This window comes from Cytobacillus sp. GQ23 (assembly GCF_059758675.1).
Map to the genome: position 1 here is coordinate 41,955 of NZ_JCAXER010000012.1, position 26,169 is coordinate 68,123.

At 42.4% G+C, this 26,169-nt stretch carries 19 protein-coding genes; 8 read left to right on the forward strand and 11 right to left on the reverse strand.

Translation table 11 applies throughout. The annotated features are described in order from the left end of the window. Positions 1-36: 36 nt before the first annotated feature. The 7 genes from AC6CHU_RS11730 to AC6CHU_RS11760 all read right to left on the reverse strand — a co-directional run bounded on the left by AC6CHU_RS11730 (position 37) and on the right by AC6CHU_RS11760 (position 7,732). Positions 37-2,142 (reverse strand): SA1320 family protein, encoded by a 2,106-nt coding sequence (locus AC6CHU_RS11730; protein ID WP_159863151.1) that lies wholly within the window; start codon positions 2,140-2,142, stop codon positions 37-39. A gap of 13 nt (positions 2,143-2,155) precedes the next feature. After that, a complete protein-coding gene (locus AC6CHU_RS11735; RefSeq protein ID WP_498121733.1) occupies positions 2,156-3,091 on the reverse strand; it encodes a DUF1672 family protein in 936 nt (311 codons plus the stop codon). 213 nt (positions 3,092-3,304) lie between these two features. Further along, positions 3,305-3,856, reverse strand: coding sequence for a DUF1672 family protein (locus tag AC6CHU_RS11740; protein ID WP_498121734.1), 552 nt, complete (start codon positions 3,854-3,856; stop codon positions 3,305-3,307). Between the two features lie 38 nt (positions 3,857-3,894). Continuing rightward, the gene (locus tag AC6CHU_RS11745) at positions 3,895-4,785 is read right to left on the reverse strand and encodes a DUF1672 family protein (RefSeq protein WP_498121736.1); all 891 of its coding nucleotides are present in this window, start codon (positions 4,783-4,785) and stop codon (positions 3,895-3,897) included. Positions 4,786-5,805: 1,020 nt separating this feature from the next. Beyond that, positions 5,806-6,552, reverse strand: coding sequence for a DUF1672 family protein (locus tag AC6CHU_RS11750; protein WP_498121738.1), 747 nt, complete (start codon positions 6,550-6,552; stop codon positions 5,806-5,808). After that, positions 6,549-6,674, reverse strand: a complete 126-nt coding sequence (locus AC6CHU_RS11755) for a hypothetical protein (protein WP_268891647.1) — start codon at positions 6,672-6,674, stop codon at positions 6,549-6,551. The genes AC6CHU_RS11750 and AC6CHU_RS11755 overlap by 4 nt, the downstream gene beginning before the upstream one ends. A 131-nt stretch (positions 6,675-6,805) precedes the next feature. Then, positions 6,806-7,732, reverse strand: a complete 927-nt coding sequence (locus tag AC6CHU_RS11760; protein ID WP_159863147.1) for a DUF1672 family protein — start codon at positions 7,730-7,732, stop codon at positions 6,806-6,808. A 238-nt stretch (positions 7,733-7,970) separates the two neighbouring features. Here AC6CHU_RS11760 and AC6CHU_RS11765 point away from each other — a divergent pair, with 238 nt between their 5' ends. The 5 genes from AC6CHU_RS11765 to AC6CHU_RS11785 all read left to right on the forward strand — a co-directional run bounded on the left by AC6CHU_RS11765 (position 7,971) and on the right by AC6CHU_RS11785 (position 14,727). After that, positions 7,971-8,987: a LacI family DNA-binding transcriptional regulator gene (locus tag AC6CHU_RS11765; RefSeq protein WP_498121741.1), complete on the forward strand. Its 1,017-nt coding sequence runs from the start codon at positions 7,971-7,973 to the stop codon at positions 8,985-8,987. Between the two features lie 433 nt (positions 8,988-9,420). Beyond that, entirely contained in the window at positions 9,421-11,538 is a 2,118-nt protein-coding gene (locus AC6CHU_RS11770; RefSeq protein WP_251283381.1) for an amylo-alpha-1,6-glucosidase, read from the forward strand. Between the two features lie 47 nt (positions 11,539-11,585). Further along, complete coding sequence (locus AC6CHU_RS11775; RefSeq protein WP_498121744.1) at positions 11,586-12,839, forward strand: ABC transporter substrate-binding protein; 1,254 nt, start codon at positions 11,586-11,588, stop codon at positions 12,837-12,839. 145 nt (positions 12,840-12,984) lie between these two features. Next, positions 12,985-13,884 carry a carbohydrate ABC transporter permease gene (locus AC6CHU_RS11780; protein WP_159863143.1) on the forward strand — a complete coding sequence of 300 codons (900 nt, stop codon included), beginning with the start codon at positions 12,985-12,987 and terminating at the stop codon, positions 13,882-13,884. Between the two features lie 12 nt (positions 13,885-13,896). Continuing rightward, the gene (locus tag AC6CHU_RS11785; RefSeq protein WP_498121746.1) at positions 13,897-14,727 is read left to right on the forward strand and encodes a carbohydrate ABC transporter permease; all 831 of its coding nucleotides are present in this window, start codon (positions 13,897-13,899) and stop codon (positions 14,725-14,727) included. Positions 14,728-15,067: 340 nt separating this feature from the next. Here AC6CHU_RS11785 and AC6CHU_RS11790 read toward each other — a convergent pair whose 3' ends face one another. The 4 genes from AC6CHU_RS11790 to AC6CHU_RS11805 all read right to left on the reverse strand — a co-directional run bounded on the left by AC6CHU_RS11790 (position 15,068) and on the right by AC6CHU_RS11805 (position 21,311). Then, a complete protein-coding gene (locus AC6CHU_RS11790; RefSeq protein WP_159863141.1) occupies positions 15,068-16,981 on the reverse strand; it encodes a TRAP transporter large permease in 1,914 nt (637 codons plus the stop codon). 52 nt (positions 16,982-17,033) lie between these two features. Then, positions 17,034-18,092 carry a TRAP transporter substrate-binding protein gene (locus tag AC6CHU_RS11795; protein WP_251283378.1) on the reverse strand — a complete coding sequence of 353 codons (1,059 nt, stop codon included), beginning with the start codon at positions 18,090-18,092 and terminating at the stop codon, positions 17,034-17,036. Positions 18,093-18,279: 187 nt separating this feature from the next. Beyond that, on the reverse strand, positions 18,280-20,043 hold the full coding sequence (gene xsc, locus AC6CHU_RS11800; protein ID WP_498121749.1) for a sulfoacetaldehyde acetyltransferase: 1,764 nt from the start codon (positions 20,041-20,043) through the stop codon (positions 18,280-18,282). Positions 20,044-20,120: 77 nt separating this feature from the next. Then, positions 20,121-21,311 carry an iron-containing alcohol dehydrogenase gene (locus tag AC6CHU_RS11805; RefSeq protein ID WP_236566161.1) on the reverse strand — a complete coding sequence of 397 codons (1,191 nt, stop codon included), beginning with the start codon at positions 21,309-21,311 and terminating at the stop codon, positions 20,121-20,123. A gap of 167 nt (positions 21,312-21,478) precedes the next feature. Between AC6CHU_RS11805 and AC6CHU_RS11810 the strand changes: the two genes are divergently transcribed. The 3 genes from AC6CHU_RS11810 (at position 21,479) to AC6CHU_RS11820 (ending at position 25,897) form a co-directional block, all read left to right on the forward strand. Beyond that, positions 21,479-22,963, forward strand: coding sequence for a sigma-54 interaction domain-containing protein (locus AC6CHU_RS11810; protein ID WP_251283375.1), 1,485 nt, complete (start codon positions 21,479-21,481; stop codon positions 22,961-22,963). Positions 22,964-23,162: 199 nt separating this feature from the next. Beyond that, positions 23,163-24,464: an amidohydrolase gene (locus tag AC6CHU_RS11815; protein WP_498121752.1), complete on the forward strand. Its 1,302-nt coding sequence runs from the start codon at positions 23,163-23,165 to the stop codon at positions 24,462-24,464. Positions 24,465-24,475: 11 nt separating this feature from the next. Beyond that, complete coding sequence (locus tag AC6CHU_RS11820) at positions 24,476-25,897, forward strand: M20 family metallopeptidase (RefSeq protein WP_498121754.1); 1,422 nt, start codon at positions 24,476-24,478, stop codon at positions 25,895-25,897. The last annotated feature ends 272 nt before the right edge of the window (positions 25,898-26,169 follow it).

Here is a 26,169-nt window from a genome sequence, read left to right on the forward strand (position 1 = left end):
CGGGCTGCCACACAGCCCGGTTTTTAAACTTGTTAATTAAATCGTTCCGCGATCTACCTGTTCATACAATATCCCCATATTACCCTTCACCTTTTTAGAAACCTCACACAATGCCTCAATCGCTTCAGCTTTGTGGTTTCCTAATTGATACACCACATCATCAAACAGCATTTCCATTTCTCTTAAAATAGCAATGGATGCAAGGTTGTAGAGATGAACGTTATAGTAGCCGTTGTTATTAAATAGTGCGGTTTCAACATAGGGTCTAAAATTTTCTAAAAGAGTAGGGTACTCCGTCATTAATCGGTTTAACCCTTTGCGAATGCCTTCAATCGTGCCGGCCAATTCGTCTAGCGGCTCGAGTGCGTTGTTGACGCTGTTTCTGATTTTATCATCAAAGTCTGTAAACAGACCGAATAACTTGCCGGGGATGGTGTAGTCCAATGCGAATTTGGTTGCTCCTTTGATAGTGCCCGAAAGGAGCTCCAAAGCAGTTTCAATGTTCAAGGTGATTACCCATCCCTGATGCAATAAAGGAAGAAGAAGTGCCTGTGTTGATGTAGTGAAGGCAGAATAAGCCGTGTCCATCTGGAAGTCCTTAATCTTCATCCTCAGCTCCATATAAGGGGAATCTTCCAGCTTATACGTATTCGTCCCCTGTACGGATATGGAATGGGAATGGGTGGATTTGTTCTTAATCGACTGTCCGAGGGAAAGGTCCTTGTCGTGAAAATTAGCCGCCACGTCCTGGACTTGTTTCTGATATTCACTAATATGAGTTAGAAGCTTATCCCTGTTATTGTTTACGATTCCATAATGGGCTTTTAGCTCACTGACTACAGCATCATACCAGAGCTCTTTTCCGCCTTCAAACAATTCAGGGATTTTATTGGAAATAATCCGGATCAGGCTTTTGGAAAGATCCTGAACATCTGCTTTTAAATCATATAAAAAGCTGCGAACTTCATTAAAGATGCTTTCCACACTGACGTTCGTCCGGAAAATATGTTCAAGCAGCTCGGCAGGCGGAGAGTTCAATATAGAATTCAATGATTTTGCATGGCTTTCCGCCACATTTAACAAAGAAATCAAATGATCGATTTCCGCTGTTAATCGATTGCTGATGGAGGTAATCCCCATAAACAGCGGCTCACTGATCAGGTTTTCAAACATCTCCTCGAAAATCTTCTGCAGGCGGGTGAGCCGTTCATAATAACGGCTGGCCTCATCATCTACTATGGCAACCGAATTGCCCAGATATTCGTGAGCAAGGTTTAATCTTTCCATCACATGGCTTTGAAGGGAAGAAGCGAGGAGATCCAGATTCTCCTTGTTGATCTCAATGCGTTCTGAGTGGCCCCCATACAGAGGTACTCCTGTCCAGATGCTGGATACAATATGGGCATCAGCGTCGATATAGATTTTTCCATAGCCTGGCTTGCCAACTTCACCAATGACGTAGAACTGCGTGCCATCTTCATTTCTTAAATAGCCTGTATGATTTGTTGCAAGCTTTGAAAATTCAGGAATGCCATTAAAAATTTCATACTGCTTGCCAGGAATCCTGTCATGCAGATTTAATGCGATCAAGGTTTGCGTCAGCACATCGTAGCTGCTGAAGTAGTTTGTAATGTTGTCGTAGGTTTTATCGGGGTCCATCATTCCCTCGGGAAGGAGGGCAGGGTTAAGTGTAACGGCTTTAACCTCTGGATTTTCAATGGCGACAGCGCCGACCAGACCGCCTCCAAGTGAATTTCCTGCAATCGATTGGACGCCGCCAACCTCTTTATATTCATTGTTCATTTCGTTATAGTAGTTTCTGGCTGCTGCCAGCTGAGCTGGAGTCAGGTCACTTAAAAGCTGTGCATCTGTTAGAATATCCATTTTTCCATATTTACCGCTTGCATCCGTTCCTACATAGATGATGGACATTTCTTCTGTATCCATATTCATAATTGTCATTGCATCAAGCCCTGTTGGATCTTCATAGTTTTCGTGGCGAACCTGATAATCTATTCCATTTACTGTTAGAATATCCCCCCTTTGGGGATAGGTATAGGCATGGTAGCCAGCTAGCTCAACCAAATCTTTATCATTGTTTATGGATATATTCTTATTTGGTGAACCATTAAGTGTATTCATTTATTCACCTGCTTTATTCTTTGATAATATCTTTCAGTAAGTCCAGTGAATTATCTCCCATTCCGCTGGAGCTTTGCTTATCAATAAAATTATCATTTAAGACAAAACTATAAGAACCTCTAGGAATTGAAGTCATTTCATCAAGGTCTTTTATGATTTGATCAAATAACTTTTTATCTGGATTTGCATTTTTATCTGCCATAAATAATTGAATATTAATGAAAAGGTACTTGGCCGAGAATGAATTTTCTTCAAAAGCCTTCCTGAGGTTTTCCCTACTTTCATCAGGATTTTTCATGAAAAGGTCATATACAGGTTGGATAGCTGCCTCTTTGCTTCTCATTGAAATAAAATAATAAGGAGTTGAGAAACCATGTCCACCAACATTTTGAATGGATTCCTTCGTTCTGCCAGTTATTTTACCTTCTGCTGCAAGTGAATCAAAGTAGTTATCGAGTTGATTGAATTCTTCTTTGAAGATCATGTTATACAAACCGCCTTTAATGGCATTCTTCACTTGGAATTCGTCCGCCCATATCTTTTCCGTCATTACTTTCTTTTCCAGTTCATCTATTGGTACTACAGCATAGGTATAGAAATGCGGTTCACCTTTTGATTCTACAAACACAGTGGCTCCATCCTTAGCACCCACCACATTATGCACTGTTACGTCTGTCTTATAATTCTCTTTAAAGAAGCTGATGGCAGCTTCCTCGATCTGAGCAAGATTTTTTTCAGCAATTTCATCTGTCACTCTTCCGTATGGTAATGCATAGCCCTCACCTGTATATTCCTGAACGCTAATCCTAGTTTCTTCAGAAGGGGCAGCCTGTGTTTCTTTCGTTTTTTCAGTGTCTTGATTGTTATTCGTACTATTCATACCAGAACATCCTCCAAGCATTAATGATATTCCAACACTGCAGAGTAAAATTTTTGTTTTTTTGTGCATTATTTACATGTCCTCCCTAAAGGAATGTGCCATTCAAAGTTATAACCCTTATTTTAGCGGATAGAGTTATATTTTTACAGTTTAAACGTGGAAAATTACACTTTTTAGGTAAAATTAGGGAGAAAGTCAGGTTGGTGTAAGTAAGAAAATAGATAAATAGTTGCAGTCCAATGCCTGTTATAGATAATGGGGGCTTGGAGATATTGACCTGCTTTATTTCTTAATTATGTAATCCGGGAATCCGCGTTTTAAAGAATTATCTTTCGCGCCTTCTGCACTCTGCTTATCAATGAAATTATCATTGAGAGAGAAGCTGTAAGTCCCTTTTGGTATTGAGTTCATCTCTTCCAGCTCTGCCGTAACATGATTAAAAATTTCTTCACTCGGGTTTGCCTGCATGTCAGCCATGAATAACTGAATGTTAATTTTGATGTTTTCAGGATTAAATGAGTCCTCATCATAGACCTTCCTTAAATTCTCTGTATTTTCATCCTTGTATGTCTCCTTAAAAAACTTGATTGTGGCATCGTTTATCCCATCAAGATTTTCATCAGCAATTTTATCCGTCACTTTTCCGTAGGGAAGGGCATAGCCTTCACCAGTATAATCTTGAACACTAATTAGAGAATGATCAGAAGGGGCAGCCTGTGTTTCTTTTGCTTGCTCATTTTTCTGGTTGTTATTTGAGTTAATCAAGCTGGTGCATCCTCCAAGCAGGATGGTTATGCCAACACTGAAGAGTACCTTTTTTGTTTTTCTATTCATTAGTTAGATGTCCTCCCAAAGGAATAATTGAACTAATATCATTCTTTAATAATATCATTCACTAAATCGAGTGAATGAACTCCCATACCGCTGGAGCTCTGCTTATCAATAAAATGATCATTAAGGACAAAGCTATACGAACCTCTTGGAATTGAGTTCATTTCTTCAAGGTTGTTTATAATACGGTCATATAATTTTTTATCCGGCTTGGCGTTAGGATCGGCCATAAATAATTGGATATTAATGAAAAGGTCTTCGGCCGAGAATGCATTGTCTTTAAAGGCCTTCCTGAGGTTATCTGTACTTTCATCAGGACTTTTCATAAAAAGGTCGTATACAGGCTGGATAGCTGTCTCATCGGCTAGCGAAATAAAATAATAAGGGGTTGAGAAGCCATGACCACCAACATTTTGAATGGATTCCACAGTTCTTCCTCTTATTTGACCTTCTGCTGCAAGTGAATCAAAGTAGTTATCGAGTTGTTTGAATTCCTCTTTGAAGATCATGCTATACAGCCCGCCTTTAATGGCATTCTCTACCTGGAATTCGTCCGCCCATATCCTTTCCGTCCATACTTTCTTTGCCAGTTCATCTATTGGCACTACTGCATAGGTGTAAAAATGTGGTTCACCCTTTGACTCTACAAACACAGTGGCCCCATCCTTAGCTCCGACCACATTATGTACCGTTATATCTGTCTTATATTTCTCTTTGAAAAACTTGATTGTGGCATCCCTTATCATATCTAGATTCTTATCAGCGATTTCATTTGTCACTCTTCCATATGGAAGTGCATAGCCTTCACCCGTGTAATCCAAAACTCTAATCTGGGAAGACTCTGTTTCTTTTTTGCTTTCCTGACCAATACACCCTCCAAGCAGCAATGACATCCCGGCACTGAAGAGTAAGATTCTTAGTTTGTTTTGCATTGGTTCAAAGTCCCCCTAAAAATCAAAGTTTATCTTATTGTAACGGGTAGAGTTATATTTTTACAGTTTTAATTGTGTAAAATTACTCCTTTTGGTGAAAAAATAGATAGAAAGTCAGTGAGAGGTTTGGGGATTTAGATACATAAAGGGGAAATCCAGTAGTTAAAATCAGAACCTGGGTCAGCTTCTGACACAAAAAGCAAAAATTCGTGGGTTAGTGTCAGAACTAGGGCTAACTTCTGACACAAAAAGCAAAAATTCGTGGGTTAGTGTCAGAACTAGGGCTAACTTCTGACACAAAAAGCAAAAATTCGTGGGCTAGCGTCAGAACTAGGGCTAACTTCTGACACAAAAAGCAAAAATTCGTGGGCTAGCGTCAGAACCTGGGTCAGCTTCTGACACAAAAAGCAAAAATTCGTGGGTTAGTGTCAGAACTTGGGTTAACTTCTGACACAAAAAGCAAAAATACGTGGGTTAGTGTCAGAACTAAGGGCAGCTTCTGACACAAAAAGTAAAAATCTGTGGGTTAGCGTCAGAACTAGGGTCAACTTCTGACACAAAAAGCAAAAATCTGTGGGTTAGTGTCAGAACCTGGGTCAACTTCTGACACAAAAAGCAAAAATACGTGGGTTAGTGTCAGAACCTGGGTCAGCTTCTGACACAAAAAGTAAAAATCTGTGGGTTAGCGTCAGAACTAGGGTCAACTTCTGACACAAAAAGCAAAAATCTGTGGGTTAGTGTCAGAACCTGGGTCAACTTCTGACACCAAAAGCAAGGATTCGTGGGTTAGCGTCAGAACTAGGGTCAGCTTCTGAAACAAAATAGTTAGAGTCCGAACGGGGCTATTATATTAAATAATATTAATTAAGTAAGAAGGAGGGGATGAAGTGTGATAAAATGGATCAAACATTTGATTGAATCTTGAAGGGAAAGCAGGGCCTTAAAAAATAGGAAACTGAGCTGCTGCTCAGCTCAGTTTATAAGCTCCAATGAGAAACCTGTCTGGAAATCTCCCAATCGTTAATCCTTTATAATATAGTCAGGGAAGGACCGTTCCAAAGTGTTATCCTTAGTGCCATCTGCGCTCTTTTTATCAATGAAATTATCATTAAGGAATACGCTGTAAGAACCTTTAGGAATTGAAGTCATCTTTTCGAGTTCCTTCACGACTCCATTAAATATATCCTTGTTTGGTTCAGTTTCTTTGCCAGCCATGAAAAATTGTATATTTATAAAGAGATTCTCAGGATCAAACTGGGTCTCATTAAAGGCACTCCGCAAGTTTTCTGCACTTTCGTCAGGGTTATTTATATAAAGGTCATAGACTGGCTTAATAGCCAGCTCTTCATCTGTCATGGAAATAAAGTAATAGGGTGTCATAAATCCTTGCCCGCCAGCATTCTGAAGAGCGTCTTTTGTCTTTCCAGTTACTTGTCCATCAGCCGCAACCGAATTTAAGTAGTTATCGAGCTGCTTGAACTCTTCACTAAAAATCATGTGATATAATCCGCCTTTAATGGCATTCTCCACCTGGAATTCATCGGCCCAAATCTGATCTGTCATCACTTTCTTTTCTTTTACATTAATCGGGACAACAGCATATGTGAAGAAATGAGGCTCACCCTTAGACTCTACAAACACAGTAGCCCCGTCCTTAGCTCCAACCACATTATGGACTGTTACCTCTGTTTTGTATGTCTCCTTAAAAAACTTAATTGTGGCGTCCTTTATACCATCAAGATTTTCATCAGCAATTTGATCCGTCACTTTTCCATAGGGAAGTGCATAACTTTCACCGTAAAATCCTGAACGCTAATCAGAGAATCATCAGTAGGGGCAGCCTGTGTTTCTTTTGCTTGCTCGTTTTCTTGATTGTTATTTAAGTTCATCCCGGAGCATCCTCCAAGCATGATTGAAATTCCTGCACTGCAGAGTAAAATATTTATTTTCTTTTGCACTAGATACATATCTTTCTGAACATCAAGTATATTATAAGTGCCGACTACTGTACCTGCATCACTTAATCTTTAATAATATAATCTGGAAAGCCTCTCCGGAGGGAGTTCTCTTTAACTCCTTTGGCGGTTTCTCTATGAATAAAGTTGTCATTAAGGTAAAAGCCATAGGAGCCTTTAGGAATATTATTCATTTCCTGCAGTTCCTTTGTTACCCGGTTAAACAGTTCTTCATCTGGTTCCGCTTTTTTATCCTTCATAAACAATTGAATGCTGATTGTCAGGTTGTCAGCTGAAAATTTACTTGCATCATAAGCGTTTCTAAGACTTTCGAAGCTTTCATTATGATTTTTTTGGTATAGATCATACACAGGGTTAATGGCTTCCTCATTTTTAGATACGACGATAAAGTAATAGGGAGTCATATATCCATTTCCTCCTGTGTTTTGCAGGGCTTCTATTGTTTTGCCTGTCACTTGTCCTTCTGCTTTAAGTGATTCCAGGTAATGATCAAGTTTCTTGAATTCTTCGCTGAAAATCATTTGATAGAGCCCGCCTTTAATGGCATTTTGCACCTCATTCTCGTCTGCCCAAATTTGATCTGCCAATACTTTCTTTTTCTTTACAGCAATCGGGACAACAGCATAGGTATAAAAATGGGGTTCTCCTGCAGATTCGAGAAAAACTGTCACGCTATCACGTCCGCCTGCAAGGTTATGTACCTTTACTTCAATTTGATACTTGTCCTGAAAAAACTTTTGAGCAGCTTTCGTAATCTGCTCCCGGTTTCGTTCTGCGATCTCTCCTGTTACTTTACCATTAACAAGGAAGTAGCCTTCTCCTGTATACTCCTGAACACTGATGAACGTATCACTGGCAGCAGAGGATTCTTCGGCTTGTTTCCTTTCCCGATTATTATCCGCACCAGAACATCCTCCAAGCATGAATAATAAAGCTGCACTGCAGAGTAAAATTCTTATGATCTTTTGCATTGGTAACCTGTCCCCCTTTAAAGGATTATGCTGTTAAAAAAGACACCCTTATTCTAAAGGATAGAGTTATATTCTTACAGTTTAATCATGTAATTTTACACTTTTTAGGTATATTGGCATAAGGAGTTAGCCGAATAAAGCGTAATAGTTTAGAATTTTATAAAAATAGTTGTAATCGTTTTCTTCATGTTGTATAGTCAGGTTATAGAAAAACCGAAACGTTTTGGGAGATGTCTGAGTGACTACAATTAAGGATATTGCAAAGAAGGCAGGGGTATCTGTTACGACTGTTTCAAGGGCGTTAAATGGATACTCGGATGTTAGTGAAAGTACCCGAAAAAAGATTGCTCAAGTAGCAAAGGAATTGAATTACAGCCCTAATTCGCTTGCCAGAAGTTTAGTAATGAAAAAATCACAGACGATTGGGCTGCTGGTATCAGGTTTTACAAAGGAAAGCGTGAAGGATAATTTTATGGTTGAGGTTCTTGCGGGTGTTAATGAGTATGTATCCGGATCTAGTTATGACCTTATTTTATTCAATACCAATTCCTCCAAACAGCGGGAAAAGACATATACTCAGCTTTGCCGCGAGAGAAGAGTGGATGGTGTTATTATTCAGGGGATCCGCACTGATGATCCATATTTAAAGGAAGTAGTAGAGAGTGATATTCCTTGTGTATTGATCGATATTCCGCTTGAATCAGATCATGTCAGCCATGTAACGACAGACAATGTGCTGGGGGCAGAAAAAGCGGTGAAGCATCTTATTGGTCTTGGCCATGAAAAGATTGGCATGATTAATGGCCATGAATTTGCCTTTGTCAGCCGAGAAAGACTGCAGGGATATCATAGGGCCCTCGATAAAGCAGGCATTAGCTTTAATCCTGAATACATAACTGATGGCGAGTTTACAGAAGAGAAAGGGAAGGAATCAGCACTTCAATTGCTGAACGATCACCCTGAAATCACCGCTCTATTTTGTGCAAGTGACTTAATGGCTATTGGCGCAATGGCAGCGGCGAAGGAGCTTAACCTGAAGGTGCCGGAGGAGCTCTCCATTATAGGATACGATGATATATTATTAGCCTCATATGTTAGTCCAAAGCTGACGACGATTGCACAGAATAAGTTCGGGCTGGGCTATGAAGCAGCGAGATTACTGATTGGGCTGCTTCAAAACGAGACAGACACACATCGTCTGGTTATGAAAACAGAGTTAATGGAACGAGAAAGTACAGCAGAAGTGAAAAAATAAATGTTGGCCGACCGAGCTGAACAGCAAGGATAGCCAACTTTATCTTAAGTGTAAATCCGAAACGTTTTGGTAAAATTTTTTACATAAAAACCGAAACGTTTCGGAAATAAAATATCTATGTAATGGCTGCTTTGTAAAGTTTGTTGCTTTTTGAAAAGCTGGTTTAATTTGCTGAGTTGATTGGAGCGGAAGGAACTGACTCCTCGAAAATGCTGACGCATTTCCTTCGTGCGGTGTTCATTCGGGGAAGCTAATTCAATGTCCTGCGGGAGGAGAGGGAAGTGTGAGACCCCGCAGGCGAAGCCGAGGAGGCTCACATTCCTCCCCGCGGAAAGCATGTTCCTGGAGCGGAAATCAACGGGCTAAATTCATAAACAAAAACAACAACCTTTTAGAAAAGAGCCATGAAAATTGAAGGTGCAGGAGGGGCAAAATGAATTACAGAGTGATCAAAGAGAATAACTTATTCTTATTAACGGATGAACAGGGGGATATCACGGCAGATCACAGTTACGGCTTAGGTTTATATAAGAATGATACTCGTTTTCTCAGTAAGTTTAACGTCCGGATCAACAATGAAAAACCGATTCTTCTTCACTCCGATGGATCTGAAAACTATATGTCTTCCATCCTCTCAACAAATCCGCACCAGGAAAAGGATGGAGAATTGATTCTTTGGAGAGAATCCATTGAGATTGAGAGAAAGCGATTTATCTATGATGACGTGTTATATGAAACTGTTACAGCGAAGAACTACTTTCCAAAACCGGTGACGTTTGATTTAAACATAGAAGCCGATGTGGATTTTAATGATATGTTTATCGTCCGCGGTTTCCAGACAGGCGATGTAGGAAAAAGAACGGGCCAGACAGCGGATCAAAATTCACTGACATTCCATTATAACGGGGCAGATGATATCAAGAGAGCAACGCGTATTCAATGGGATACCCCTCTTGTACCTAAAGAGGTAAAAGAAGGCGGCGAAATTACCTTTGCTCTAACCCTTCAGCACCAAGAATCCAAATCGATTACTTTTATGGTGATCCCGCTTGAAAATAGTGAAACGCGAACAGACCTTTTACCTGTAAAGGAAGCTCTTGAAGAGCTCAAATCTTCATATAAGAGCTGGTCTGCAGGGCTTGCATCAGTTGAAACAGATTTCGAGCCGCTTCAAAGGCTTGTGGATAGAGGTTTATCGGACTTGCGGGTGCTGTTGACAGACATGGGCTACGGAAATTTTCCGGTAGCAGGACTGCCGTGGTTTGGGGTTCCGTTCGGCAGGGACAGCCTGATTGCGGCCCTTCAGATGATTGCATTCCAGCCGGAAGTGGCAAAAGGAACATTATTTACAATGGCAAGCAGGCAAGGGACTAAAGTCGATCCTTGGAGAGACGAACAGCCGGGGAAAATTATGCATGAAATCCGTTTTGGGGAGCTTGCGAATACGAATCAGATTCCATTCACTCCTTACTATGGAACGATTGATGCGACACCGTTATTCCTTGTTCTATTAACAGAGTATGTGAAGTGGACTGGGGATTTGGAGACATTCTTCCAGCTCGAAGAAAACGTCAAGCGTGCGCTGGAGTGGGTTGATCAGTATGGAGATCGGGATGGCGATTTGTTTGTGGAATATCATCAGGAATCCTCAAAGGGCATTGCCAATCAAGGCTGGAAGGATTCAGGAGATTCCATCGTTCATCGAAATGGTGATTATGCCGAAACACCAATAGCACTTTCCGAGGTACAGGGATATGTCTATCAGGCAAAGCAGGGGATTGCCTCCATATATAGCAAGCTTGGCAATCAAGAGGAAGCTTCCAGGCTTAAGGCTGAGGCAGCAAAACTTCAGGAAGCGTTTGAAAAGGAATTTTGGATGTCAGATCAGGAGTTTTATGCCATTGCTCTTGATGGCGGAAAAAAACAGGTCGGAACGATTACCTCCAACCCGGGACATGTCCTGTATTCTGAAATGCTCGCAGAAGATCGTGCAGAGAAAGTAAGCAGCACGCTGACGAGTGGGAAAATGTTTTCAGGATTTGGAATTCGCACAATGGGTGAAGGAGAAGCGGGATATAACCCGATGAGCTACCATGATGGCAGTATTTGGCCTCATGACAACAGCATGATTTTGCTGGGAATGAGCAAACTTGGTTTCTCTGAAGATGCTAAAAAAGTAATGTCAGGCCTTATACAGGCTTCCCGGTATTTTGAGTACGATCGCCTCCCTGAACTGTTCTGCGGCTATAGTGCCGAAGTCGGGAAGGCTGTTAAATACCCGGTTGCATGTTCACCGCAGGCCTGGGCAGCAGGTACGCCGCTTGTATTTGTCCAATCACTGCTGGGCCTCTTCCCGGACAGCTTAAAAAGGGAAATTCAGCTGAGCCCCATGCTGCTGAATGAAATGAATACATTGACGGTCACTAACATCAAAATTGGGGAAGGGATCCTTTCTGTCTCTGTTAAGAGACAGGGGAAAGAAATACAGACATCCATATTAGAAAATACAACGGGCTTTGAAATCGTGAAGCAGACGAAGGTAACTCAATAAATTCTTTTTTACAAAAAATCAATGGGAAATGAAAGGGGTTACGAAGGATGAAGAAAAAATGGTTGGCTGGTTTAGGCATTACGACAATGTTAGCGGGGGCACTTCTTGCTGGATGCAGCGGGTCAAATGAAGCGAACTCAAAAGGCTCTGGCGGGTCTGAAGGAGAAAAGGTTCAAATAACGCTTGCAGGATGGGGCGGCAACCCATCTGAACAAAAACTGCTGAAACAGACCATAGCCGACTTCGAAGAGAAATTTCCAAACATTGATGTAAAGCATGAAGTGATTTCTGAGCAGTATATGGATGTTCTAAAAACACGCCTGATTGGCGGTGAAGGTCCGGATGTGTTCTACCTGGACGCACTTGAAGCGCCGGCATTGATTGAAACGGGTGTCGTCGAGCCATTAGACGAATATGTCACAGACGACTTTGATGTTGAAGATTTTGAAAAGCCGATGCTTGAAGCTTTCCAGGTGGATGGAAAGACATACGGTTTTCCAAAGGATTACTCTACTCTAGCTCTTTTCTATAATAAAAAAATGTTTGAAGAAGCTGGTGTAGAGGTTCCAAAAACATGGGATGAGCTGCGCGAAGTGTCCAAAGCACTTACAAAGGAAGGCGTTTACGGATTTGGTGTTGCGCCTGAGCTTGCCCGGCTTTATCATATTGCCCGGGCTTCCGGCGGCGATGTGGTGAAGGATGGCAAGGCAAATTTTGCCTCACCTGAGATAGTGGAAGCACTAAAGCCAATCGTTGATCAGCATCTTAATGACAAAACCTCTGCACAGGCATCGGAAGTAGGCGCAAACTGGGGCGGCGAAATGTTTGGCCAGCAGAAAGCGGCAATGGTCATTGAAGGGAACTGGGCTATTCCATTCTTAGAGGATACCTTCCCTGATGTGGAGTACGGTACCGCTGAGCTTCCAGCCGTAAATGGCGAAAAGGGGACCATGGCTTATGCGGTTGGTTATGTCATGAATGCAGCATCTGAGAAGAAGGAAGCTTCATGGAAGCTGATTTCCTACCTGACTGGCAAAGAAGGAATGGAAACATGGACTTCTAAAGGCTTCGCCCTTCCTACACGCAAATCGGTTGCAGAAAAGCTAGGCTATGATAAAGATCCATTAAGAGGTGCGCTTGTTGCTGGAGCCTCTTATGCCAGTGTATGGCAGGAAGGTGCGAACCTTCCGGTTATCATGAATAACTTTAATAACCAATTCATTGCTGCTTTCCTTGGAGATCGTCCGCTGGATGAGGCATTGAAGGAAGCACAGAAGCAAGCAAATAGTGAAATTCAATAAAGCACATATCCAAATGAAACGTACCTGGCCCATTTATGGTGTCAGGTACATTCATAATGGGATGCTGCAGCTTTCTTTTCGGATCTGTGCCAATACCGTCCGTTAAGGAAAGTATTATCCAAACAGATAGAAGGTAGGAATACTCATGAACAAACGATCTTCTAAGAAAAAATTACGAGATGCCGGGCAAGGGTATTTGTTTATGTCTCCAACACTATTTGTGTTAGCCCTATTTATCATTGGGCCTATTCTTTATGCTATTTTCCTATCATTCAACAAAGTTCAGCTTCTTGGCGAAACCAGCTTTGAATTTGTGGCGTTTGAAAACTTTGCCAGAATTATGGAAGACAACAGGGCTCTTATTGCATTAAAAAATACGGCGAAATATGTGCTGATTGTTGTGCCATGCCAGACGATTTTAGCTCTGATATTGGCGGCAACGCTAAATGCCGGCTTAAAAGGGGAGAAGTTCTTCCGGATTGTTTACTTTTTGCCGACGTTAACTTCTTCTGCCGTTTTAACGTTAATTTTCATGTGGATGTATAACAAAGAAGGTCTGATCAACAACCTTCTGGAAATGATCGGACTTCCCGGGTATAACTTTTTAGGAGATCCTGATATCGCATTAAATGCAATCATGCTGATGAATATTTGGGCAACGGCGCCATTCTTTATGGTGATTTATCTCGCAGCTCTTCAGGATATTCCCGATTCTTTATATGAAGCAGCAGAGCTTGATGGGGCCAATGCCCTTCAGAAGTTCTTTTATGTAACAGTTCCGTTCCTGCGTCCGGTTACCTCGTTTGTTGTCATCATGGGGTTAATTGGAACCTTCCAGCTGTTTGATCAATCGTATATCTTCTCCGGCGGTTCCGGAGGGCCAAATAACTCAACCCTGACAGTCGTTCTATTAATCTATCAATATGCATTCAAGTCACTGGGAACAATGGGATATGCAGCTGCACTGGCTTTTGCACTGGCCATCATTATCCTGCTTGCCACGCTGATCCAGCGCAAATTTTCGAAAGAAGAATCACTTTATTAAGGGGGAACGGACATGAATTCCAGGAAAAAATCATTCGGCAAGCCTCTTCTTTACGTCATTCTTGTTCTATATGCTGTCACCACACTTGTTCCGTTCTTGTGGGCCCTGTCATCCTCATTTAAGACATTGGAAGAAATTATTAGCGGAACTATGAACTTTATTCCGAAAAACTTCACTCTCGCAAACTATCAGCAAATATTTGTGGAGCAGGATTTGTTCCCCCGCTGGCTTTTGAATTCCCTTATCATCGCGGTAATCGGGACACTCTTAAATATCATTTTTAACTCTATGGCAGGCTATGCCCTTGCAAGACTTTCTTTTCCCGGTAAAAAGGCCCTGTTTATCATTATTCTGGCCGTGTTAATGATCCCGGCGCAGGTGACTATGATTCCCAACTATTTAATCCTGAAAGAATTGGGCTGGCTGAACTCTTATCAGGGAATGATCGTACCGGCGATGATTAATGCGACCTTTATCTTCATGATGAGGCAATTCTTTATCAATTTCCCGAAGGAATTGGAGGAAGCTGCACAGCTTGATGGGCTCAGCCGACTGGGGATCTTTTTTAAGGTAGTGCTGCCTCTTGCCAAACCGGCTCTGGCTGCCCAGGCAATCTTTGTTTTCATGGGCTTCTGGAATGACTTTATGAGACCGCTGATCGTCATGACCGATACAGAAATGTATACTCTTCCTTTGGGGCTGAATACGTTTAAAGGACAGTTTGTCAGCTACTGGAACTATATTATGGCAGCGTCCATGGTCTTTACGCTTCCAGTTCTGCTTCTGTATGCATTCTTTAATCGCTACTTTATCAAAGGAATCTCGTTTACGGGCGGGAAGTAATCATGGATAGCTGTGCTGGTGCAGGAGTAAAAATTGCTGTTTAAATAGCGGGGATATTAAAAACAGTCATTTATTCTACTTGATTGATCCTCGTCACAATGATACTCACATTAGGAAGAAGGTTTATAACAGCCATCTGCCTAATGTGAGTATCCTGCGTTATTCTATCTTAAGTAGTGCACTTGTAAATATTTTATGAATACCTTTTGAGAAACCATATTCTAACGGCGTTGTGATAACCTCTGCCTAAAAAGAGCACCCCTTTTAGATACAAAAGGGGTGAGGTATATTAGGGCTCAGATTATTAAAATGAGCAGGCCACATCCAAAAGAAATGAAGTTTACTTCATAAATCCGGTGAGCCATAGGCTGATGTCTGGAATATAGGTAACCAGGAGCAGTACGGCTATCATGGTAACCAGTAACATCCGAACCCCTTTGATGACTTCCTCGATCTTTAGTTTGGCTACCCCTGAGGCTACAAATAAGTTAACTCCTACAGGCGGAGTGATAAATCCGATTGCAAGGTTAAAGATCATAATCAAGCCAAAGTGCACGGGATCCACTCCGACTGCTATGGCCATAGGCAGTAAGATTGGTGTGAGGATAACGATTGCTGCCAAGGCCTCCATGACTAGTCCGACAAGCAATAGCAAGGCATTGAGGAGGAGGAGAATGACCCATTTATTGTCACTGATCGACAAGACAAAATTGGCGACGGTTTCTGCTACCTTCTCCAAGGTAATCAAGCGGCCGAATATGCTGGCCATGACAATTAACAGAATGATAACAGCAGATGTGATCCCGGCCTTTGCAAGATTGTGATAAAGGCCTTTTAAGTTCATATCTTTATACACAAACATGCCAATGATAATTCCGTATGCAGCCGCAACAGCCGCAGCTTCTGTCGGAGTCATGAAGCCTCCATAAATTCCCCCTAAAATAAAGATGGGAACCAGAAGGGCAAGTTTTGCATCCCATGCGGCAGCGAGTGTGTTCTTGAGGCTGAAGCTTGTTTTATCGCTCTGCCATCCATTCTTTTTTGATATGAAAAATGTAACAATGATTAGCGCAAACCCGGTGAGAATCCCTGGAAAGATCCCTGCAATAAATAACTTGGAGATTGACTCTTGAGAAACGACTCCATAAATGACAAGCGGGTTACTTGGAGGGATAATGACCCCAATGGTTCCGGCTGCTGCAACAACTGCTGTTGCGAACCCCGGTGAGTATCCCTGTTTAATCATGGCCGGAATTAATAAAGTGCCAATCGCAGCTACCGTTGCTGGACCGGATCCGCTTATGGCAGAAAAGAACATACTTGTGACAATAGCAACCAGTGCTAATCCGCCGGGAAGAAACCCTAATAATTCATCTGAGAGCTTTAGTAATTTCTTGATGATATTCCCGCCGCCCATTATAATTCCGGCTGCGATGAAAAAAGGAACAGCCATAATTGGGAAATTGTCTATGCTGGTGAATGCTGTCTGCGGGAAAAAATCAATCGGGATGGCATTGGTTGCAAGGACGGTAGTCAAGGTGCTGATCCCTAAAGCAAAGGCAATCGGCATCCCGATCACAATAAATAATACAAAGTATCCAAATAATAATAGAGCGATGCTGGTTTCCTGCATAAATAGAACGGGAAGGATCATGAACAAGGCAATCGCCGCACCGATGATTCCGTCCCTGATTTCCATATCCTTTGCGTCATGAAGAAGGTTTTGGATTAGACGGAAAGCGATTAACAGAAAGCCTATTGGCACAGCGCTATATGGAATGGCCATCGGGATGGAAAGGGCTGGAGTTGTTTGCGCTGTTTCAAATTGAAATGATATCAGGTTAAACCCATTTGTTACCATCATATAACTGAAATGAAGCATAAAGATCGAATTGGCCAGTTGAATCGACTTTTGCAGTCCGGCTGGAAAACGTTCAACAACGGCAGTCACCTGGATAGAATCCCTTTTTTTAATCGCAAGACTGGCACCCAGGAATGATACAAAAATGAATAAATACCGGGAAGTTTCCTCTGTCCAGGTTGTTATGTTTGCAATTTCAATAAACGGGAGGACATAGCGGTTGATAACCTGAAGATTGATTAATAAGATAAACAGCAAAAAGCCTGCGACAATTAATATTTCTTCAAAACGGGCATCAATGAGTTTGATTAACTTGATAAACCGGCTATTGCTGTGCAGGATTGGCGGCTGCTGCTTCTCCGTACTGTTCACAGTCGGTAAACTTTGATTCATAACTTCAACTCCTTATCCCAAAAATGGGGGATTGCCAGATGCAGAATAACGGTCATTTAAAGATTTCTTCTTTTGTTTTTCCAAGAGTCTTTAAAATGGTTTCCACATACTCTGGGTCTGCAGCACCTTCTTTCACAAATTCATCCCATACATTTTGAACAGATTGTTTCCAGATCTTCATTTCCTCGGGAGAAGGTTCATAGATTTCAATGCCATAATCAAGGAACTGCTGCTTTGCTTCATCCTCTCTTTCATTCGCTAGATCACGCTGCCAAATGGTCGCTTCCTTTCCGGCTTCCATAATAATGTTCTGGTGCTGTTCTGACAGCCCATCAAATAACTCCTTATTCATTACGACAATATCAGAGCTGTAGTTGTAATTAACCTCTGTCGCGTATTTTAGAACTTCCTGATGCTTAGAATCCCATAATAAAGAGTAGCTGTTTCCTTCACCTTCAACAGTGCCTTGCTGCAATGCGGTGAAAACTTCTGACCAGGCAACAGGTGTCGGGCTTGCTCCAAATTCCTTGAAATCAGCTTGTTCTATTTTGGAGTTGGTTGTCCGTATTTTTAGGCCTTCCAAATCCTCTGGAAGAGTGATGGGCTTGACATTATTCACAACCTGCCGAAATCCATAATCGGGAAAGAATATGACCTTAAATCCGGAGTGTTCCAGCTCTTCACGGATAATTTCACCAGGTTTCCCATCTACTGCTTTATACACTTCTTCCTTGTTTTCAAAAATATAAGGAAGATCCCACGCTGTAAAATAGTTTGTAAAACTAGTCATATTTGGCGTCGATGAGCTGGCCATTTCAAGACTGCCTCGCTGGGCGCTTTCAATCACTTCTCTGTCACTGCCAAGGAGGGAGTCATGGAAGGTTTCAACTTCTAATTCTCCGTTTGACTTTTCTTTTACCAGTTCAGCAAATTTATCGATTCCTTTAGATACAGGATGGTTTCCTGCTTTCGATTGAGCAAGCCTTAAAGTAATTACGCCCTGCTGCTCAGCCCTTGCCTCAGGGTTTAATGCATTTTTCCCTATTAAAACGAACCCCAAAAAAATCAAAGCAGCCAGGGCGACAATAATAGAGTGCTGTTTCGCCTTCATTCAATCACTCCCCATGGTAAAGCTTACAATTCACTCTAAAACAAATGAAGCTGATGAACCATTATGCAAAAAGGATTTATAGATAATTTATTGAATATTCAGATAAAATACAGTGGAACATGGTCGAAACGGGAAGGAGATATAGTCCTGGCCCATTTCGATCATGTATTTATTTAAGCATGTCTGCTTACCAATTTCTATAGTCAAGGTGAGCATATTTTGGCAATAGACGGGTTGGCATTTTCAATGCATCCTTCCTGAATGGTGGAGCAAGCTGGGTACCGTCCACCTGAATATCAAGAACAGTCGGCATATTTGATTGGATGGCCTTCTGGATGGCCGGCCCGACATCCTCCGGACGCTCGACCCGTACGCCGGCAGCTCCCATTGACTTGGCTACTTCTGCAAAATCAGGGTTTTGGATATCTGCACCTACAAAACGATTGTTATAAAAATCAACCTGGTTTTTCTTTTCTGCGCACCATGCTCCATTATTAAAGACACATGCCACGACAGGAATGTTCTCTTCCACTGCTGTACTTACCTCATGTAAACTCATTCCCCAAGCACCATCTCCGACTATAGCTACTACAGGACAATCCGGGTTAGCCAGTTTTGCTCCTAATGCCGTAGGATAAGCGAACCCAGTATTTCCGAAGGTAAGGGCAGCTATATGTTTTCTAGGTTTATTAAATTTTAAATAAGCATTTGCGGTTGAGGAAACATTACCAATGTCAGTTGTAACAATAGTGTTTTCTGGAAGCACCTTAGTTAACTCCAATAATGCCCGGCGCGGGTTAATTGGTGAGCCTTCAACCATGGCAAGGTCGACAAGCTCTTTTTCCCATTGCTGCTTTAGTTCTGCTGCTTCTGCTAATCTTTGCTTATTCTTGCTGGCATTTGGAGCTAGATTCTTAATCCGCTTTAAAAGCTCCTTGCTTGCTTCGCGAGCATCGCCGATAATGCCTACTTCAATAGGATGCGTTCTGGCTAAATTTCTTGGATTAATATCAATCTGGATGATTTTAGCATTCTTTGGGAAGTAGTCAATATCATAGCAAGGAAGTGTTCCAAAGACGGATAATCTAGTCCCGATTGCCAGAACAACATCGGCTTTTTTGAGTGTGTGCATAGCGGCCTTTGAACCCATATAGCCAATCGGCCCGACAGCAAGAGGATGATCAGCAGGGAATGCATCATTGTGCATATAGGATACAGCTGCCGGGATGGTCAAGTGCTCAGCGATGGCCTTTACCTCTTCAATGCCATCTGAGTCTACTGTGCCGCGTCCGGATATAATGACTGGATATTCTGCATTTGCCAATAATTCAGCCGCTTTATCCAGTGATTCAGCGGAGCCGCAGCCGCGGGCATCGACACGGTATTGATGCGGTTCCAAAATATAATCTTCAATTTCACCGTAAAAGTAGTCACGTGGAATATCAAATAAAACAGGTCCGCGTTCTGCATAGGCAATTCTGAATGCCGTCCGGAGACAATCTGCCACCCGGCTTGGGTGAGTAACCCGGACTGTTTCTTTGGTAACAGCTTTGAAAACCGATACCTGATCACACTCCTGAAAGCCATCCCAGCCGACTGTTGGAGTACCAGCAGAAGGAGAGATGACGACCATAGGAGTATGAGCCTGATTGGCAGCGGCAACGGATGTCACCATATTTGTGATTCCCGGTCCATTTTGGCCGATCACTACTCCTGCTTTTCCTGACACCCGGCAGTATCCGTCTTCCATATGTGCCGCACTTTGTTCATGCCGCACACCAATGAACCTGATGCCTGCAGCCGGCAATAGGTCTAACATATCCATGAAAGCAGATCCTAAAATACCTGAAATGTGTGTAATGCCTTCTTTAACCAATGTTTCAACAATCGCTTCACTTGGTGTCATTTTTAGTTTTGTATTAATCACCTTTTTAGTTTCAACTTTTGACATTTGTATTCCTCCCAAATTGATTTAGTATATTTATAATTTGCCAGGTACCGAAATTAACAGGGAATTACTCGATAAAATCAGCTGTACACATAAGATAATTTGTTGGCCAACTTCTCAAATACCTTTATCAGCTCTTCATAAGAAGGGACTTTTCGATTGGTCAAAATCCCGTTCCCTGACAAGGCATCTCTAGATAAAGCAGAAATTTCTTTTTTCAAATCCTCGAGATTGATAAATTTTTGGCCATCAGTCCATATATTAAATTTAGTATTGTACTCATAAATCAGATGGATAGATTGTTCCGCCAATTCTTTTTGGCTTAATGAAGGGGAAGCTCCCAGAGCAACAGCCACTTCAGCATAGCGCTGTTCTGCAGAGTCCAGACTGAACTCCATTACAAATGGCAGCAGCAGAGCTACACTCAGGCCATGCGGGATATGGAACCGGGCTCCCAGTGACCTTCCTGCCGCATGAGCCAAATTTGTTGATGCATTGGAGAAGGCAATTCCCGCATAGCAGCTTGCTATACTCATATTTTCTCTTTCTTCCAGGTTCTCTCCGTTTTCATAAATAATAGGGAGTGATTTTCCAATCATTCGTATGGCTTCTAATGCAAAAAAGTCTGTCATTCTTGTAGCCCTTGTGGAAACATACGCTTCTATTGCATGTGTTAAAGCATCAAGTCCGGTATAGGCAGTGAATGCCTTTGGCAAGCTCAAAGTTAATTCTGGATCGAGGATAGCTGCGTCAGGAATTAAATCCTTATGGCCTGGATTCATTTTGAGGTTTGAGTCCGTATTCGTAATAACCATAACCTTTGTAGCCTCTGAACCAGTGCCAGCTGTTGTTGGGACTAACAGGAGCGGATAACGGTCCAGGATCGGTTTATTTACAATTTCTGCCCAGCTAAGATCCTGGCTTTTTCCAAATAGGGATGCGGCTTTTGATAAATCCATCGCACTGCCGCCGCCAATCCCAACGACACAATCTGCTTTAAAATCCTTCATGATTTCCAGAGCGGCATTTACATGTTCAGTTGTCGGTTCACCCGAAAAGGAACTAAAGATAACGCTTTCAATATTCACCTTCTTTAAAATGCCTCTTACCTTTTCATCAAGACTTACGGGTGCTCGTGCTAAAAATGAATCCATCAGCACAAAAACTCTGCTTCCGCCGGTGGAAAGGACAAATTCAGGCAGCTGATTTATACTCCCTCTTCCGGCATGGATGAGGGACGGAAGATCAAGTCTTGCCATATGTATGTCCATATACATCACTCCTTTTTAAGTTACTCGCTAATATTATTTGCAATATTCGTGCCAAACTGAATATTCTTGAAAATCAACTGTTTTTATATTGTATAATGAAATGGGTGGTATCAATTTGTAACCATAATGGTGTTAAAAGGACAACTGTTTATAAGGAGGGAGTTCTGTTGGGTTCAGCCGATATGCATAGCGAAGATAGACAAATGTTCGACGAGCTGGAAAAATTACGGATAATAAATGAAAACCTCAAGTCTATTATCCATTTCTCTTCAGATGGTTTATTCGTTGTCGATCGGAATGGAGTTGTATTAGAAGCAAACAAATCCTATGAGGACATGACTGGTATAGCGAGAGAAGAGGTTGTGGGGAAGAACATCAAGGACCTGGTTTTGAATGAATACTTTGATCGTTCAGCTGCGTTAATGGCAATGGAATCAAAAAAGAAAACAACTATCATTCAATTGATTAAGAAACAAAAGTATTTTGTGGTCACTGCTAATCCTATTTTGGACAAGGACCAGGAAGTAAAAATGATTGTAACCAGCGTGAGGGATGTAACCTATCTGCATCACCTGCAAAAACAATTACGACAAGCTCAGCAGCTGAATGAAAGTCATGCCGATAAACTCACAGCAAGTAATGAGGAAGAGCAGGCTTCTTTAATATACGCCAGTCCCCCTATGCATAAGCTCTATGAAAAAATTAAGCAGGTAGCTCCTTTTCCTACGAATATATTAATAACCGGGCCGTCGGGCACCGGCAAAGAAGTACTGGCGGGCATGATACATCAATTGAGCTCTTCAGATAAAAAAACATTTATCAAGGTAAACTGTGGTGCTATACCGGCTGAATTATTCGAATCGGAAATGTTCGGCTATGCAAGCGGCTCTTTTACTGGGGCACGGAGAGAAGGAAAGCCTGGCTTTTTTGAGCAAGCCAATAATGGAACGATCTTACTGGATGAAATTGGAGATATTCCGTTGCCGCTGCAAGTCAAATTATTGCGCGTATTGCAGGAAAAGACGGTAACGCGTATTGGGGATACAAAGCCAAGAGAGCTTTCTTTTCGATTGATCTGTTCCACTAACCAGGACCTGAGACAACTTGTATTGGAGAAAAAGTTCCGTCAGGATTTATGGTATAGAATCAATGTCATTCATCTTGAAATTCCTCCTTTAAGTGAACGGAGGGAAGATATTTCACCTCTGGTTGAGCACTTTTTAAGTGAATTTTGCCTCCAATATAAAATCCAAAAACAAATACAGCCGGAAGTGGTTGAAATTTTAACCAAATACGCCTGGCCGGGAAATGTCCGGGAGCTTCGAAATGTAATGGAGTTTTTAATCGTGTCGACTACTTCATTATTCATTACACCTAACGATCTGCCAGAAAATATTAAGGAGAATTGGGATTTTGCCCATCCTTTTAATACAGTTGAAAGTGAAGCCGATTTAACACAGAGAGAACCAGAGCCTAAGAACTTGAAGGAGTCCCTGGACGAGTACGAAAGAAACAGAATTATCGCTGCATTGGACAATTCCAAAAGCATTCGATCAGCTGCTGCTCAGCTGGGTGTCAACCATGCAAATTTAATACGGAAAATGAAACGTTTAGGGATTAAAAAAGACGATATGACGGGAGCGCGGAATTAGGAAGTTCATTAGGACGCGAAATACCCAGCTATTTATATAGCTGGGTATTTCGCTTTTTTTTTTGCTCAAGTGTTTTTATACAAAGATTTTTGTTTAATTATTAAATGTTTACTTTGAATTTTCTAACAATATGTGTATAATACATTTAAGGTATTGAAACGGAAAATGTCCGAAATAACAATCAAGAAGGGGGATCTTTATGGACAGCAGCTTTTTAAAGGAAATATCTCCCCAGCTGATCAAATGGCGCCGCACTTTGCATGCTTTGCCTGAACTGGGGTTCATGGAGTATATCACTACATACCGGATCGGAAAAGAACTGGAAAAGATGGGTTTCAAACTTTATATAGGGAAAGACGCCCTTGAAGAGAATTCCCGTATGGGGCTTCCGGCAAAAGCTGATCTTGAGGCTCAAGAAAAAAAGGCGAGGGAATGGGGAGTTGAAGAGTCCTGGCTCGCTCAAATGCGCGGCGGCAATACAGGACTTGTGGCAGTCTGGGATACTGGCAGAACAGGGGATCATGTTGGTTTTCGCTTTGATATTGACGCCCTGCCGATACACGAATCTGCAGATCGTGCCCATCGTCCAGCTCAATATGATTTTGTCTCAAAAGAAGAGAATGTGATGCATTCGTGCGGCCATGACGGACATACTGCCATCGGCCTTGGGGTAGCTCAGTATATCTCTTCCCATAGTGATCATCTTAAGGGCCGTTTTACCCTTTTGTTTCAGCCGGCTGAAGAAGGTGGACGGGGCGCTCGGGCGATGACGGACAAAGGCTGGCTTGATGATGTTGATTATTTTTATTCAGGCCATATTGGCATTAAGTCCCTGCCGGTTGGGACAATCGCTGCCACAACGCCGGGATTTTTGGCTTCGACTAAATACAATGCTTATTTTAAAGGAGTTTCCTCACATGCCGGCATCAACCCGGAACTCGGAAAAAATGCTTTATTGGCTGCAACGACAGCTGCTAACAACCTTTACGCTATTCCGCGCCATCATGATGGCGTCACCAGGGTAAATGTAGGAAAGCTTACTGCAGGGAGCGGCCGGAACATCATACCGGGAGACAGCTATATGGAAATAGAAGTGCGGGGTGAGACACCTGAGATTGCTCAATATATGGCCGAAAAAGCGACACGGATTATTCAGGCTGCAGCAGATATGCATGATGTGTCCTGCACAATCGAAGCAGTTGGAGTTACAGAAGTGGTTGTCTGTGATGAAGAGCTGATTCCGAAAATTACTAAATGGTGTGCAACAAGCGAGCTTGTGAAAGAAGTGCTGCCTTCTGTCCCTGTCTCCGGATCGGAAGACGTCAGCTTTATGATGAACCGGGTTCAAAAGCATGGAGGCAAAGCTACGTTTATGCTGTTTGGGACGAAGCTGGATTTTCCACACCATCATCCTCAATTCGATTTTGAGGAAGAAGCTTTACTGGCTGCGGTCGATGCTTATATTCACATCTTAAATGGCGGTTCGTCCATTAAGAACTAAGGGAGGAAATCATGAACTTTGCAAAACTATTTTTGTCTGAAAACAAAGAAGAATTCGAAAAAATCAGTGAGTATATCTACCATCATCCGGAAACTAGATTTGAAGAGTATGCATCAGCAGAATTCCTGGCATCTGAATGCGAAAAAGCAGGATTCCAGGTGGAACGGAATGCTGGAAATATTGAAACCGCTTTTGTAGCTTCTTACGGAAGCGGAGCTCCTGTTATTGGGTTTCTTGGTGAATTCGATGCTCTGTCCGGATTGGGGCAGGTGCCAAACAAAACTTCGTTCGAGCCAACCGAGCTGAATGTCGGTCATGGCTGCGGGCATAACCTGCTGGGGACAGGAGCTTTTGCAGCAGCCTGTGCAGCAAAAAAATATTTAGAAGAAAACAATATGCCTGGGACTGTTAAATTCTTTGGCTGTCCTGGCGAAGAGGGCGGCTCCGGGAAAACCTTCATGGTCCGCGAAGGAGTATTTGAAGGGGTGGATGCTGCCTTAACATGGCATCCCTCTCCAGGGAACAGCATCATGAGCTTATCCAGTCTTGCAAACTATCAGGTTTATTTTCGTTTTAAAGGCTTATCCTCACATGCAGCGAACTCGCCTCACCTGGGGAGAAGTGCCCTTGATGCGGTTGAGCTCATGAACGTAGGTGTGAATTACCTTCGCGAGCATGTCGTGCCGGAAGCCAGAATGCATTACGCCATCACCAACACAGGGGGCATCTCGCCAAATGTCGTACAGGCAGATGCCGAAGTCCTTTATCTGATCCGGGCGCCAAAGGTTCAGCAGGTGGATGAAATCTACAAACGGGTTTGCAAAATCGCGGAGGGAGCGGCTCTGATGACAGAAACAGAGCTTACCATTGAGTTTGACAAGGCATGCTCCAACTATATTCCAAACCGCAGCCTTGAAAAAATACTCTATCAAAGCCTTCAGGAAGCCGGCATTGAAAAACCAAACCAAGAGGAAAAGGCATTTGCCGAAAAACTTTGGGCCACCCTATCAGATGGTGAGAAAGAAAGCTATTTAGATATTTTAAGAGGATTTGGCTATGTAGGGGACGGCAGTGAGTTTGAAGGAAAATACCTGGCGGAAACCATATCTGCCTATGAACCTTCCAAAGAAGTCCTTGCCGGCTCTACTGATGTCTCTGATGTAAGCTGGGTCGTCCCAACCGCACAGCTGACAGCCTCAACATCAGCACTGGGGACACCGCTGCATACATGGCAGATGACCGCTCAAGGCATCAGCAGCTACGCCCATAAAGGAATGCTCCGGGCAGCAGAAGCTATGGCATTAACCGCTATAAAACTGCTGACAGACCAGGAGAAATTGGAAGCTATCAAAAAGGAATTCGAAAAGTTTAAGGAAGCTAATCCGTACACATGTCCAATTCCTGCAGAAGTTGAGCCTTCAACTTTAAAGTAGGTTCCATTTGGTCGGGAGCGAGGTGAGTCCGAACTAGGAGCAGCTTCGGACAGAAAAAGCGGAAATCCAGGGTAAAGAGTACGAACCTGGAGCAACTTCGGACAGAAAAAGCAAAAATCTCTGGTTTAGAGTACGAACCTGGAGCAACTTCGGACAGAAAAAGCAAAAATCTCTGGTTTAGAGTCCGAACCTGGAGCAGCTTCGGACAGAAAAAGCAAAAATCTCTGGTTTAGAGTCCGAACCTGGAGCAGCTTCGGACAGAAAAAGCGGAA